The following is a 14,316-nucleotide window of genomic DNA, read 5'->3' on the forward strand; positions in this document are numbered from 1 at the left end:
AGAGAAAAATGACCGCAGCAGTCACGCAAGACAACACGAGTCGGACCGGCGCAGACTCAGGTCGCGTCGTCCGAGTCATCGGCCCCGTCGTCGACGTCGAGTTCCCGCGGGGCTCGATCCCAGAGCTGTTCAACGCTCTGCACGCCGAGATCGAGCTCACCTCGGTGGCCAAGACCCTGACCCTCGAGGTCGCCCAGCACCTCGGCGACGGCATCGTGCGTTGCATCTCGATGCAGCCCACCGACGGCCTGGTCCGTAGCGCTCCCGTCACCGACACCGGCAAGCCGATCTCGGTGCCGGTCGGCGACGTCGTCAAGGGCCACGTCTTCAACGCCCTCGGCGACTGCCTGGACAGCCCGGGCCTGGGCCGCGACGGCGAGCAGTGGGGCATCCACCGCAAGCCCCCGTCATTCGACCAGCTCGAGGGTAAGACCGAGATCCTGGAGACGGGCATCAAGGTCATCGACCTGCTCACCCCGTACGTGAAGGGTGGCAAGATCGGCCTGTTCGGTGGCGCCGGTGTCGGCAAGACCGTGCTCATCCAGGAGATGATCACCCGTATCGCGCGGGAGTTCTCCGGTACCTCCGTGTTCGCCGGCGTCGGCGAGCGCACCCGTGAGGGCACCGACCTCCGCCTGGAAATGGAAGAGATGGGCGTCCTCCCGGACACCGCCCTCGTCTTCGGCCAGATGGACGAGCCGCCGGGCACCCGTATGCGCGTCGCCCTCTCGGCCCTCACCATGGCCGAGTACTTCCGCGACGTGCAGCACCAGGACGTGCTGCTGTTCATCGACAACATCTTCCGGTTCACCCAGGCCGGTTCCGAGGTGTCGACCCTGCTCGGCCGGATGCCCTCCGCCGTCGGTTACCAGCCGACCCTCGCGGACGAGATGGGTGAGCTCCAGGAGCGCATCACCTCGACCCGTGGTCGGTCGATCACCTCGCTGCAGGCGATCTACGTGCCCGCCGACGACTACACCGACCCGGCCCCGGCGACCACCTTCGCCCACCTCGATGCGACGACCGAGCTTTCCCGCCCGATCTCGCAGAAGGGCATCTACCCGGCCGTCGACCCGCTGACCTCGACCTCCCGCATCCTGGAGGCCTCGATCGTCGGCGACCGGCACTTCGCCGTGGCCAACGAGGTGAAGCGAATCCTGCAGAAGTACAAGGAACTGCAGGACATCATCGCCATCCTCGGCATGGACGAGCTCTCCGAAGAGGACAAGGTCCTCGTCGGCCGCGCCCGTCGCCTGGAGAAGTTCCTCGGCCAGAACTTCATCGTGGCCGAGAAGTTCACCGGCCAGGTCGGTTCGGTGGTTCCGCTGGAGCAGACGATCGACGACTTCGACCGGGTCTGCAAGGGCGAGTTCGACCACTTCCCGGAGCAGGCGTTCAACAGCTGCGGCGGTCTCGACGATGTCGAGGCGGCCGCGAAGAAGATCGCCGGAAAGTAGTCACCGATGTCGGAAATGTCAGTTGACCTGGTCGCCGTCGAACGACGGCTCTGGGCCGGGCAGGCGACGTTCGTCAGCGCGCAGACCACCGAGGGTCAGATCGGCATCATGCCGGGCCACGAGCCACTGCTCGGCCAGCTGGTCGAGGGCGGCACGGTGGCCATCGTCTCCACCGACGGCGAGCGCATCGTCGCGGCGGTGCACGGCGGCTTCTTCTCGGTGACCGCGACGACGGTCCGGATCCTGGCCGAGTCCGCGGAATTCGCCGACGAGGTGGATGTCGAGGCGGCACGTCGCGTGCTGGCCGACTCGGCGGCCAGCGAAGAGGACCAGCTGGCGGCGCAAGCCCAGGTCCGCGCGGTGGAGCAGATCGCGAACGCGTAAGCGACAACCGAATAATGCGCACGACACTGTCGGCGGCGAAGGGTTCTTCGCCGCCGACAGTCGTCTAAAGACGGTTGACGGTCGTCTTAATACACGGCCCCCCAGTTTGTAAACTTGGCGCCGTGGTTGAATGACCGCGGGGTGTCGACGACACGGCGACAGAGCGAAGGGACGAACTGCATTGCAGACCGGGATGGTTCTCCTGATCATTCTGGTGCTCACGCTCGTGTTCTTGGCCCTCGCCTCGACCTATCGCCTGATCATGTTGCGGCGCGGCGGAACTGCCGCCCTGCTGCGCGTACTGCCCGCCCGCGGTGGGCAGGGCTGGCGGCACGGACTCATCCGCTACGACGAGGACCGAATGGTCTTTTTCAAGCTGACCAGTCTAAAACTCGGACCCGACTGCACAATTCAGCGGCAAGGCATCGAGATCGGCGAACGTCGCGGCCCGGTCGGCGACGAATACGACATCATGAGCGACGACATCGCGGTGATCGCCGTTTCCGATCGGGACGGCAGCTTCGAGCTGGCCCTGGATCGCGCGTCGCGGACCGCCTTTCTGTCCTGGGTCGAATCCCGCCCGTCGGACCGAACCCGCAGGATGCGCTAGCGCGGGGCTTACCCGCCTCGCTTACCCGCCTCTCCGCGTATTCAGGCCGGATTCAGGTGCGGGGGGACGATGGTTGGGCGGCTGCCGGTCGCGGTGTTGCGGGGTTCGCTGGTGCCCGAGGAGTTACCCATGTACTCGCGAAATCAGTTGTTGCGTGAGCAGCGGATATGGTGGGGGCTGTGAGTGTGCATCTGACGCGGATCTATACGCGTACCGGCGATGACGGGACGACCGGTCTCAGTGATTTTTCGCGGGTGGCGAAGACCGATCCGCGCCTCGTGGCCTACGCCGACTGCGATGAGACGAACGCCGCCATCGGGGTGGCGATCGCGCTCGGGCAGCCCGAGGAGAACCTGCGTGGGGTCCTGCTTCAGATACAGAACGATCTGTTCGATGCGGGTGCTGATTTGTCTACCCCCGTTGTCGCGGAGCCGAAGTATCCGCCGCTGCGCATCACTCAGCCCTATATCGACCGGCTCGAGGGCTGGTGTGACGAGTTCAATGCCGAACTGCCTGCGCTGAATTCGTTCATTCTGCCGGGTGGGACACCGCTGGCGGCGCTGCTGCACACAGCGCGTACCGTTGCCCGCCGTGCGGAACGCTCCGCTTGGGCGGCGATCGAGACACACCCGGACGATACGAACGCCTTGCCTGCGAAATACCTCAACCGGCTGTCGGACCTGCTGTTCATCCTGAGCCGGGTCGCCAATCCGGGCGGCGATATCCTGTGGAAGCCCGGCGGAACCAGGTCGAGCACCTGATAATGCTCGAGACACGAGGACACCCGTCCTGAGTACATGGGTAGCGCACCCAACCGCCGGCCCGCAACCGAACTACCGTGGCACCCACTGGTGCGCTGAATACCCGGAGTGGCGGAACAGTGCCGCAACTATCCTTGCACCCAACAGTGCGCCGAATACGCGGAGAGGCGGCATGGAACGGTTTTTGGTTACCGGCGGGAATCGACTCGTCGGTGAAGTCGCGGTGGGGGGCGCGAAGAACAGCGTCCTCAAGCTGATGGCCGCTGCCTTGCTGGCCGAGGGCACCACCACGATCACGAACTGCCCGGACATCCTCGACGTGCCGCTGATGGGCGACGTGCTGCGCGGCCTCGGCTGCGATGTCGCGATCGATGCCGGGGTGGTCACCATCAATACCCCGGCGGAACCGAAGTACCACGCGGACTTTCCGGCGGTGACCCAGTTCCGTGCGTCGGTATGTGTGCTCGGGCCGCTGATGGCGCGCTGCAAGCGGGCCGTCGTGGCGCTGCCCGGCGGTGATGCGATCGGCTCCCGTCCCTTGGACATGCACCAAGCCGGCCTGCGGCTGCTCGGTGCGACCAGCGAGATCGAGCACGGCTGTGTGGTCGCGCGGGCGGACGAACTGCAGGGCGCCAAGATTCGACTCGACTTTCCGTCGGTCGGTGCGACCGAGAACATCCTGATGGCGGCCGTGCTCGCCGAGGGCGAGACGGTGATCGACAACGCCGCACGCGAACCCGACATCGTCGACCTGTGCAACATGCTGGTGCAGATGGGTGCTCGGATCACCGGTGCGGGTACCTCCGTGCTGACCGTGCAGGGCGTCAAGCGGTTGTCCCCGACGACGCATCGGGTGATCGGCGACCGCATCGTCGCGGCGACGTGGGGCATCGCGGCGGCAATGACGATGGGCGATGTCCGGGTGACCGGCGTCAATCCCAAGCATCTGTCGCTGGTGCTGGACAAGTTGCGTTCGGCGGGCGCGCGGATCTCATTCGAGCAGGACGGCTTCCGAGTGGTGCAGGCCGAGCGGCCACGTGCGGTGAACTTCTCGACGCTGCCGTTCCCCGGCTTCCCGACCGATCTGCAGCCGATGGCGATCGGCCTCGCCGCGATCGCCGACGGCACGTCGATGATTACCGAGAATGTCTTCGAGGCGCGCTTCCGCTTTGTCGAGGAGATGATCCGGCTCGGCGCCGACGCGCGAACCGATGGGCATCACGCAGTGGTGCGCGGTATTCCGCGCTTGTCGAGCGCGCCGGTGTGGTCGTCCGATATTCGGGCAGGCGCCGGATTGGTACTCGCCGGTCTGGTTGCCGACGGGACGACCGAAGTGCACGACGTCTTCCACATCGACCGTGGCTACCCGAATTTCGTCGAGCAGCTACAGGCTTTGGGCGGTGAAGTGAAGCGCGTCGGCGCTGCCGAATGAGGCGCTAACGCCGAAAACGCTTCCTGACCAGGCGATTTGACATGATGCACGCAGACACGTAACTTTATTCAAGTCAGAGCGACACGGACACCGACCCGGGGCCGCGAGCTGAGCGGAAACGCTGAGCGAGGCCAGGGACACGAGGTAGTACGAGGAGCGCCTGACGCTCACACTGGCTTGATCGGGACCCTGATTTGGATCTGGGGGAGCGGCTGAGCTAAGCTGGATAAGTTGCCTCACTGACCAAGCGGATTGAACTCCGGGCGGTGGTGTGTGCGTGTGTTCTTTGAGAACTCAATAGTGTGTCGATGAATGTCAGTGCCAATTATTTTATTGGTTCCGGCCTCTCATACCCCCCGGTTGATGAGGTTGGACATTTAGTCAGCAAATACTTTTTGCTGGCGTTTTGTTTTGCTAGGTTTTCGGACTCTAGTTAGATATTTCTGATTCGCTCTTCGGAGTGTTTCGAGAGTCTTCAACGGAGAGTTTGATCCTGGCTCAGGACGAACGCTGGCGGCGTGCTTAACACATGCAAGTCGAGCGGTAAGGCCCTTCGGGGTACACGAGCGGCGAACGGGTGAGTAACACGTGGGTGATCTGCCTCGCACTTCGGGATAAGCCTGGGAAACTGGGTCTAATACCGGATATGACCTTCCAGTGCATGCTGGTTGGTGGAAAGATTTATCGGTGCGAGATGGGCCCGCGGCCTATCAGCTTGTTGGCGGGGTAACGGCCCACCAAGGCGACGACGGGTAGCCGACCTGAGAGGGTGACCGGCCACACTGGGACTGAGACACGGCCCAGACTCCTACGGGAGGCAGCAGTGGGGAATATTGCACAATGGGCGAAAGCCTGATGCAGCGACGCCGCGTGAGGGATGACGGCCTTCGGGTTGTAAACCTCTTTCGACAGGGACGAAGCGAAAGTGACGGTACCTGTAGAAGAAGCACCGGCCAACTACGTGCCAGCAGCCGCGGTAATACGTAGGGTGCGAGCGTTGTCCGGAATTACTGGGCGTAAAGAGCTTGTAGGCGGTCTGTCGCGTCTTCTGTGAAAACTTGGGGCTCAACCTTAAGCTTGCAGGCGATACGGGCAGACTAGAGTACTTCAGGGGAGACTGGAATTCCTGGTGTAGCGGTGAAATGCGCAGATATCAGGAGGAACACCGGTGGCGAAGGCGGGTCTCTGGGAAGTAACTGACGCTGAGAAGCGAAAGCGTGGGTAGCGAACAGGATTAGATACCCTGGTAGTCCACGCCGTAAACGGTGGGTACTAGGTGTGGGTTTCCTTCCACGGGATCCGTGCCGTAGCTAACGCATTAAGTACCCCGCCTGGGGAGTACGGCCGCAAGGCTAAAACTCAAAGGAATTGACGGGGGCCCGCACAAGCGGCGGAGCATGTGGATTAATTCGATGCAACGCGAAGAACCTTACCTGGGTTTGACATACACCGGAAACCTGCAGAGATGTAGGCCCCCTTGTGGTCGGTGTACAGGTGGTGCATGGCTGTCGTCAGCTCGTGTCGTGAGATGTTGGGTTAAGTCCCGCAACGAGCGCAACCCTTGTCCTGTGTTGCCAGCGCGTAATGGCGGGGACTCGCAGGAGACTGCCGGGGTCAACTCGGAGGAAGGTGGGGACGACGTCAAGTCATCATGCCCCTTATGTCCAGGGCTTCACACATGCTACAATGGCCGGTACAGAGGGCTGCGATACCGTGAGGTGGAGCGAATCCCTTAAAGCCGGTCTCAGTTCGGATCGGGGTCTGCAACTCGACCCCGTGAAGTTGGAGTCGCTAGTAATCGCAGATCAGCAACGCTGCGGTGAATACGTTCCCGGGCCTTGTACACACCGCCCGTCACGTCATGAAAGTCGGTAACACCCGAAGCCGGTGGCCTAACCCCTTGTGGGAGGGAGCCGTCGAAGGTGGGATTGGCGATTGGGACGAAGTCGTAACAAGGTAGCCGTACCGGAAGGTGCGGCTGGATCACCTCCTTTCTAAGGAGCACATCTCCACGGACACCCACATAGGTGGGATGTTAAACGTCTTGTGGCAGAGACCGTTTCGGATGCATACGTCATCCGGCGGACGCTCATGGGTGGAACACTGATATGTGCCAGCTCTTCGGGGTTGGATGTAGTCGACACACTGTTGGGTCCTGAGAGAACACGCGAGTGTTTCTCTGGGCAAGATAACGACAAGGTTGATTCCGTAGTCATACCGCAGGGCGAGAGTTCTGGCTGGTGCTGCAGAGGGTTTCAGCTTTGTGTGTTGTTTGAGAACTGCACAGTGGACGCGAGCATCTTTGTTAGTAAGTGTTTAAGAGCGTACGGTGGATGCCTTGGCACCAGGAGCCGATGAAGGACGTAGGAGGCTGCGATAAGCCTCGGGGAGCTGTCAACCGAGCTGAGATCCGAGGATTTCCGAATGGGGAAACCCAGCACGAGTGATGTCGTGTTACCCGCATCTGAATATATAGGGTGTGTGGAGGGAACGTGGGGAAGTGAAACATCTCAGTACCCACAGGAAGAGAAAACAATTGTGATTCCGTGAGTAGTGGCGAGCGAAAGCGGATGAGGCTAAACCATGTACATGTGATACCCGGCAGGGGTTGTGTATGTGGGGTAGTGGGGCTCACTTTCTTGGTTCTGCCGAGCCAAGCGGGAGTCAGAAACCGTTGGGTTAGTCGAAGTGGTCTGGAACGGCCTGTCGTAGAGGGTGAGAATCCCGTAGACGAAAACCTGACGGCTCTTGTAGTGAGTACCCGAGTAGCAGCGGGCCCGTGAAATCTGCTGTGAATCTGCCGGGACCACCCGGTAAGCCTGAATACTCCCTGGTGACCGATAGCGGACTAGTACCGTGAGGGAAAGGTGAAAAGTACCCCGGGAGGGGAGTGAAATAGTACCTGAAACCGTGCGCTTACAATCCGTCAGAGCCTGCGAGTCGTTTGGTCGGCTGTGGGTGATGGCGTGCCTTTTGAAGAATGAGCCTGCGAGTTAGTGGCATGTGGCGAGGTTAACCCGTGTGGGGTAGCCGTAGCGAAAGCGAGTCCGAATAGGGCGTTTGAGTCGCATGTTCTAGACCCGAAGCGGAGTGATCTACCCATGGCCAGGGTGAAGCGACGGTAAGACGTCGTGGAGGCCCGAACCCACTTAGGTTGAAAACTGAGGGGATGAGCTGTGGGTAGGGGTGAAAGGCCAATCAAACTCCGTGATAGCTGGTTCTCCCCGAAATGCATTTAGGTGCAGCGTCACGTGTTTCACGCCGGAGGTAGAGCTACTGGATGGTCTAGGGGGCCTACAAGCTTACCGAAATCAGCCAAACTCCGAATGCCGGTGTGTGAGAGCGTGGCAGTGAGACTGCGGGGGATAAGCTTCGTAGTCGAGAGGGAAACAGCCCAGATCGCCGGCTAAGGCCCCTAAGCGTGTACTAAGTGGAAAAGGATGTGAAGTCGCGAAGACAACCAGGAGGTTGGCTTAGAAGCAGCCACCCTTGAAAGAGTGCGTAATAGCTCACTGGTCAAGTGATTTTGCGCCGACAATGTAGCGGGGCTCAAGTACACCGCCGAAGCCGCGGCATTCATGCTTAACACCGGCACATTCCTGCGGGGGTGTGTCCAGTGGTGTGGATGGGTAGGGGAGCGTCGTGTCACCATGGAAGCAGCGGTGTGAACCAGCTGTGGAGGTGACGCGAGTGAGAATGCAGGCATGAGTAGCGAAAGACGAGTGAGAAACTCGTCCGCCGAATGACCAAGGGTTCCTGGGCCAGGTTAATCCGCCCAGGGTGAGTCGGGACCTAAGGCGAGGCCGACAGGCGTAGTCGATGGACAACGGGTTGATATTCCCGTACCCGTGTATCCGCGCCCATGATGAATCAGTTGTGCTAAGTGTCCAAAAGCGGATGGACTCCCTTCGGGGAGCCGGATGTGGCTGCACATGACCCCGGCTGGTAGTAGTCAAGCGATGGGGTGACGCAGGAAGGTAGCTGGGCCAGTCAGTGGTTGTACTGGTGTAAGCCTGTAGGGCGAACGGTAGGCAAATCCGCCGTTCATATGGCCTGAGAGGTGATGCGTAGCCGATTGAGGCGAATTCAGTGATCCTATGCTGCCGAGAAAAGCCTCTAGTGAGTTGGTACACGGCCCGTACCCCAAACCGACACAGGTGGTCAGGTAGAGAATACTAAGGCGATCGAGAGAACTGTGGTTAAGGAACTCGGCAAAATGCCCCCGTAACTTCGGGAGAAGGGGGACCACAACCGGTGACGGGACTTGCTTCCTGAGCTGGGGGTGGTCGCAGAGACCAGAGAGAAGCGACTGTTTACTAAAAACACAGGTCCGTGCGAAGTCGTAAGACGATGTATACGGACTGACGCCTGCCCGGTGCCGGAAGGTTAAGAGGACCGGTTAGCGCTTCGGCGCGAAGCTGAGAATTTAAGCCCCGGTAAACGGCGGTGGTAACTATAACCATCCTAAGGTAGCGAAATTCCTTGTCGGGTAAGTTCCGACCTGCACGAATGGCGTAACGACTTCTCTGCTGTCTCAACCACAGACTCGGCGAAATTGCATTACGAGTAAAGATGCTCGTTACGCGCGGCAGGACGAAAAGACCCCGGGACCTTCACTATAGCTTGGTATTGGTGTTCGGTACGGTTTGTGTAGGATAGGTGGGAGACTGTGAAGCGGGCACGCCAGTGTTTGTGGAGTCATCGTTGAAATACCACTCTGATCGTATTGGACTTCTAACCTCGGACCATGATCTGGTTCAGGGACAGTGCCTGGTGGGTAGTTTAACTGGGGCGGTTGCCTCCTAAAATGTAACGGAGGCGCCCAAAGGTTCCCTCAGCCTGGTTGGCAATCAGGTGTCGAGTGCAAGTGCACAAGGGAGCTTGACTGTGAGAGCGACAGCTCGAGCAGGGACGAAAGTCGGGACTAGTGATCCGGCACCGGCAAGTGGAAGCGGTGTCGCTCAACGGATAAAAGGTACCCCGGGGATAACAGGCTGATCTTCCCCAAGAGTCCATATCGACGGGATGGTTTGGCACCTCGATGTCGGCTCGTCGCATCCTGGGGCTGGAGTAGGTCCCAAGGGTTGGGCTGTTCGCCCATTAAAGCGGCACGCGAGCTGGGTTTAGAACGTCGTGAGACAGTTCGGTCTCTATCCGCCGCGCGCGTCAGAAACTTGAGGAAGGCTGTCCCTAGTACGAGAGGACCGGGACGGACGAACCTCTGGTGTGCCAGTTGTTCCGCCAGGAGCACCGCTGGTTAGCTACGTTCGGAAGGGATAACCGCTGAAAGCATCTAAGCGGGAAGCCTGTTCCAAGATGAGGTTTCTCACCACCTTCGAGTGGTTAAGGCCCCCCACAGACCATGGGGTTGATAGGCCAGAACTGGAAGCCCGGTAACGGGTGTAGGTGACTGGTACTAATCGGCCGAGGACTTACCAACAAAGAAGCTACGCGTCCACTGTGCAGTATCTGAAACAACACACACTGATCCGTGTCCACGGGTTCGAGGTGGGGTTTCAGGGGCCGCAGGCCCCTGAGCATTTTCCCTCCCCTGGTGAACCTGGGACACGGAGTGTGGACAGTTTCATAGAGTTACGGCGGCCATAGCGGCAGGGAAACGCCCGGTCCCATTCCGAACCCGGAAGCTAAGCCTGCCAGCGCCGATGGTACTGCACTCGACAGGGTGTGGGAGAGTAGGACACCGCCGGAACATCCTTCACGAAAGCCCCCCAGCTGTGCTGGGGGGCTTTCGTCGTCTCTATAGCCGGATCTCCGAGAGCGGAATCGCTACCCCGTTCCCTGCAGGACGTGCGGTGGTATCGGCATCCGCAGCGATGATCGCCTCGTTCGGAACCAATGCGCAACTGATTCCATCCAGACACGATCCGGCATCGAATGCTACATGACCTCTCCGTTCTTCAACGGCCTCGCGGCAGGTCCGCGACAGCCGCCGAGCGGGGCGGTACCGCAGAGATTGCGTGAATGACCACTCAGCCGCTGGGAAGGTTTGCGATGGCAATCGAACGATCAGTACCACCGGTGTCCGCGGGCTCGAAGGGGCGCCACGACAACCGCATGCTGCGCGGTACCCTCCTCACCGCAGGACTGTTCGCTCTGTCCGCGTTCGGATTCGGCGTCATAGCGACGCCAACCTCGATGGCACAGGCCAATGAGAAGGGGCCGTTCAACTGCGAGGTCACCAAGGCGACGGTCGACATCGGGAACGACACGGAGGGTGAGGTTTTCACTGCTGTCTCGACCGAGATCGAATTCGCGGATGACCAGGACCCCCGATGTGATGCGGTGAAGGTACTCGGCGAAGTGAAGTACTCCGACGTCACGTTCACCAAAAAGGGCGACATTTGCGAAATAGCGGCATCGAAAGTCGTCGGGAACGGGAAAGACGATGACGGTGACAGAGACAGGGTCAGTGGTGGAAAAGGTTCGATCACCGTTCCGATCGGGGGCGGGCCGGCGAAGGTGAAGGTCGAGGTCACGACCACCGCGGACAGCGAGAACGGGGCAGGCACCATCCATGCTGAAGGGAAGGGCACCGGCATAAAACTGGAAACGTGTGACAGCAGCGGTGTTCCGGAGGCTGCCACGGTGACGGCGGAAGGTAAGGGCGGCTTCACTCCGAAGTCTTAGGCCGGATCTTATGTCGTGCGGCAAATGCCACGGCGTCCTAGCCCGACTCGCCGTGACCATGGCTCGCCACCACCGCCGCGTTTTCGCTGGGTGGCTGATCATGGTCGCCGTCGGGCTGGCCGGGTTGCCCCACCTGCTGGGATCGGTCCTGGCGCCGCCGATCGAGGTTTCCGGCTCCGAATCGCAACGGGCGAGCCGGCTCATGGCCGACAATCTGCCGACGCTCGGTGACGAAACGATGACCGTGGTGTTCCACTCATCCGTTCGCGAGACGGCTCATCCGATGTTCCGCGCGGCGATCACGGCCGCCACGAAGGCATTACGCCAAGAAGACGGCGTATCCGGCGTGCTGTTGATGCCGGTGGCCGGTGATCCCGACCGCAAGCTCGCATTGGCCGACACGCTTGAACCGCTGCGTCCGCTGTTTCATGACAAGCACACCGCATACCTGATGGTGGGTGCCACCGGCGACGACAGGCAACGCCAGGAACGCGCACCGCTGCTGCAAATCGCGGTCGATCGGGCGGCGCAGGCGGCATCGAACGGCGAGGTGCGGGCGTATCTGGTCGGTGTGTCCGCGTTCGGCCACCTAGTGCAGCAGATCGAGATCGCCGACCTGCTGCGAATCGAATTGATCGCCATTCCGCTCGCGATCGCGGTTCTGTGGTGGGGGTTGCGTGCAGCGGTGGCGGCGTTGGTGCCCGTGCTTGTCGCCGGCGCGTCCATCGTGACGACTCTGGGGTTGTTCTCTCTCCTGACCGGCGTTTTCACAGTGGACGGCATGCTGCTCGTCGGAGTAAACGCGCTCGGACTCGGCATCGGTATCGACTACGCCCTGTTCATCATGGGTCGCTACCGAGAGGAGCTGGCCGCTGGGGCAGCACCGGAACGTGCGATCGCCGTGGCGGCGGCCACGACCGGCCGCACAGTGCTGTATTCCGGACTGATCTTGCTACTGGCTTGCACCAGTCTGTTCATGGTCCGCTGGCACGTTTTCGCCCAGGCTGGAATCGGGACCATCGCGGTGATCGTCGTTACCACGCTGGCGGCGGTCACGTTGCTGCCCGCCGTTCTGGTTCGCGTGACTCCGTGGCTGGACTCGGCGGCTCCGGGGACCAACCGCAGGACGGGCCGGTTGGCACGCTGGGCAGAGCATCTGATGCGCCGCCCGTGGCCGTACGCGATCGGCGTCACTGCCGGATTGCTGTGTGCGGCAATACCGGTCAGTGATATGTCGATGGGTATCGACCTCGAACGCGACGCGATCGGCGGCACGCCGTACTTCGCCGGTCTCACCCTCGCCGAGAACGAGGTTCCCGGTTCGTCGGGAGCGATCGCCGTCCTGCTGTCCCGGCCGACCGACACCGCGGAGGTGGACAGCCGACAGCTGCAAGCGGCCCTGCGCGCTGACCCGGACGTCGTCGCGGTGACTGCCATGGACGACGGCGATGATGTCACGGCCATTCTCGTGTGGTCGAAGCAGTCGATCGACTCGCCGGCAGTCGTGGATCTGGTCCAGCGGATCCGCACGGACATCGTCCCCGCGAGTGCACCCAGCGGCGTCTCAACGCTGGTAGGAGGGCCGGGCGCGCTGGCTGCCGACATTCTGATCGAGACCTCGACGAAGCTCTGGTGGGTAATCGGTTACGTGCTGATCCTGATGTTCCTCGTGCTCGTCGTCGTACTGCGAAGTCTGCTATTGCCGGTGAAAGCGATCCTGATGAGCCTGCTCGCCACCGGCGCCGCCTACGGGCTCACCGTACTGGTGTTCGGGCACGGATCCGGCACGGCGGCGCTGTGGCCGCAGGTGCCGCTTATCGTATTCGTGCTGCTCTTCGGGCTATCCACCGATTACGAGTTGTTCTTGGTACGCCGCATCCAGGAGGAATACCAGGCCACGGGAGACAACCGTGGCTCGGTCGCGATCGGCCTGCAGCGCACGGCCATACCGATCTCACTGGCCGCGGTGATCCTTGTGGTCGGTTACGGCAGCCTGCTCGTCTCCCGCATCAACGGCCTGCAGGAATTCGGTTTCGCCATTGCCGCGGCCCTGATCATCGACGCCACGCTGATCCGGCTCGTCCTGGTGCCTGCGCTGATGCAGATCATGGGCCGCTGGAACTGGTGGCTTCCCTGGAGTCCCCGCCTGTCCGCACCCGCACGCGAGCCGAGTAGTGGCGCAAATAGATTTCCATCCAGATGCGCAGCGGCTCCGAATGCTAGGTGACGATTCCGGATGGTAGGTTCTGCCCGCAGTCGAATTCTTCGCCAGGCTTTGAGCAGGATCGTGACAACCTCCGCCTCGGGATATCCGGGCACAGAGGCGTTGTTCGAATGGCCACATAGTCGATGGGAAGGTTTGCGATGGCAAGCACACGGACAGAAGGCTTCGACTCGACCGGCGCGACTCGCGGTTTCCGCCGGGGGACCCGGCATTTCGGACTTGTCGCGGCGGGAATGATGGCGGTGGCCGCTCTCGGCTACACCGTGGTCAACGCCCCCGGTTCAGCGGCACAAGAAGCAGAGACGAAGGAGGCGCCGAACGAATCATGTTCCAAGGGAACGGGTTCGGTGACCATCTCCAAGAATGGCTCCGGCTTCAAAGCGGTCGCGGAGGGCAAATTCCCGGCCAATTGCGAGGGCGGCGGGAAGGGCAGTGCGACCGACATCTCCGCCGCGCTGAGCGAGGACGGCAAATCTTGTGTTCTCACGACCAAGAAGATCAAGGGCGGGGGCCAGGAAGAGAACGACGACAACAAAGATGGTGAGCCGGACGAGTTCGAGGTCGCCAATGGTGAGGTGACGGCCACTCTGAAGTTGGATGGTAAGTCGGGAACCGTGGCTGCGACGATCAAAGCCGACGACAGTGGCCCGTCGGCCGAAGACATTTTCAAGGGGACCGGCAAGGTTCAAGACCACGGTGTGACGTCGTGCGACACCGTCCCGACCGGGGACTTCACGGTGACGGACATCAGCAGCAGCCAATCCGAATCACCGAACGAGGATAAGTAGGCCTCCCGCAGA

The 14,316-nt window shown here is 61.4% G+C and carries 8 protein-coding genes and 3 rRNA genes; all 11 read left to right on the forward strand.

All coding sequences use genetic code 11. The features are described 5' to 3' along the window. Nucleotides 1–8: 8 nt before the first annotated feature. The 11 genes from atpD (at nt 9) to KV110_RS06895 (ending at nt 14,304) form a co-directional block, all read left to right on the forward strand. On the forward strand, nt 9–1,457 hold the full coding sequence (gene atpD / locus KV110_RS06845) for a F0F1 ATP synthase subunit beta (RefSeq protein ID WP_218474403.1): 1,449 nt from the start codon (nt 9–11) through the stop codon (nt 1,455–1,457). Between the two features lie 6 nt (nt 1,458–1,463). After that, complete coding sequence (locus KV110_RS06850) at nt 1,464–1,841, forward strand: F0F1 ATP synthase subunit epsilon (RefSeq protein WP_218474404.1); 378 nt, start codon at nt 1,464–1,466, stop codon at nt 1,839–1,841. Between the two features lie 193 nt (nt 1,842–2,034). Beyond that, nucleotides 2,035–2,451, forward strand: coding sequence for a DUF2550 domain-containing protein (locus KV110_RS06855; RefSeq protein ID WP_218474406.1), 417 nt, complete (start codon nt 2,035–2,037; stop codon nt 2,449–2,451). A gap of 179 nt (nt 2,452–2,630) precedes the next feature. Next, on the forward strand, nt 2,631–3,212 hold the full coding sequence (locus tag KV110_RS06860) for a cob(I)yrinic acid a,c-diamide adenosyltransferase (RefSeq protein WP_218474407.1): 582 nt from the start codon (nt 2,631–2,633) through the stop codon (nt 3,210–3,212). A 172-nt stretch (nt 3,213–3,384) separates the two neighbouring features. Continuing rightward, nucleotides 3,385–4,644 carry a UDP-N-acetylglucosamine 1-carboxyvinyltransferase gene (gene murA, locus KV110_RS06865; RefSeq protein ID WP_218474409.1) on the forward strand — a complete coding sequence of 420 codons (1,260 nt, stop codon included), beginning with the start codon at nt 3,385–3,387 and terminating at the stop codon, nt 4,642–4,644. A gap of 475 nt (nt 4,645–5,119) precedes the next feature. Next, nucleotides 5,120–6,638, forward strand: a 16S ribosomal RNA gene (locus KV110_RS06870). Nucleotides 6,639–6,950: 312 nt separating this feature from the next. Further along, nucleotides 6,951–10,084 (forward strand): 23S ribosomal RNA (locus KV110_RS06875). Between the two features lie 153 nt (nt 10,085–10,237). Beyond that, nucleotides 10,238–10,354 (forward strand): 5S ribosomal RNA (rrf, locus tag KV110_RS06880). Together the 16S, 23S and 5S rRNA genes form the textbook arrangement of a ribosomal RNA operon. 272 nt (nt 10,355–10,626) lie before the next feature. Then, nucleotides 10,627–11,292 carry a hypothetical protein gene (locus KV110_RS06885; protein ID WP_218474410.1) on the forward strand — a complete coding sequence of 222 codons (666 nt, stop codon included), beginning with the start codon at nt 10,627–10,629 and terminating at the stop codon, nt 11,290–11,292. A gap of 58 nt (nt 11,293–11,350) precedes the next feature. Next, nucleotides 11,351–13,519 carry an MMPL family transporter gene (locus tag KV110_RS06890; protein ID WP_246634697.1) on the forward strand — a complete coding sequence of 723 codons (2,169 nt, stop codon included), beginning with the start codon at nt 11,351–11,353 and terminating at the stop codon, nt 13,517–13,519. 137 nt (nt 13,520–13,656) lie between these two features. Further along, on the forward strand, nt 13,657–14,304 hold the full coding sequence (locus KV110_RS06895; RefSeq protein ID WP_218474413.1) for a hypothetical protein: 648 nt from the start codon (nt 13,657–13,659) through the stop codon (nt 14,302–14,304). Nucleotides 14,305–14,316: the final 12 nt, after the last annotated feature.

The sequence above is a fragment of the Nocardia iowensis genome (assembly GCF_019222765.1).
GTDB classification, from domain to species: domain Bacteria; phylum Actinomycetota; class Actinomycetes; order Mycobacteriales; family Mycobacteriaceae; genus Nocardia; species Nocardia iowensis.

Excerpts from the sequence above, each read along its gene's own strand:
- atpD (WP_218474403.1), top strand. The coding sequence starts at position 9 with ATGACCGCAGCAGTCACGCAAGACAACACGAGTCGGACCGGCGCAGAC.
- KV110_RS06850 (WP_218474404.1), top strand. The coding sequence starts at position 1,464 with ATGTCGGAAATGTCAGTTGACCTGGTCGCCGTCGAACGACGGCTCTGG.
- KV110_RS06855 (WP_218474406.1), top strand. The coding sequence starts at position 2,035 with ATGGTTCTCCTGATCATTCTGGTGCTCACGCTCGTGTTCTTGGCCCTC.
- murA (WP_218474409.1), top strand. The coding sequence starts at position 3,385 with ATGGAACGGTTTTTGGTTACCGGCGGGAATCGACTCGTCGGTGAAGTC.
- KV110_RS06885 (WP_218474410.1), top strand. The coding sequence starts at position 10,627 with ATGACCACTCAGCCGCTGGGAAGGTTTGCGATGGCAATCGAACGATCA.
- KV110_RS06890 (WP_246634697.1), top strand. The coding sequence starts at position 11,351 with ATGGCTCGCCACCACCGCCGCGTTTTCGCTGGGTGGCTGATCATGGTC.
- KV110_RS06895 (WP_218474413.1), top strand. The coding sequence starts at position 13,657 with ATGGCAAGCACACGGACAGAAGGCTTCGACTCGACCGGCGCGACTCGC.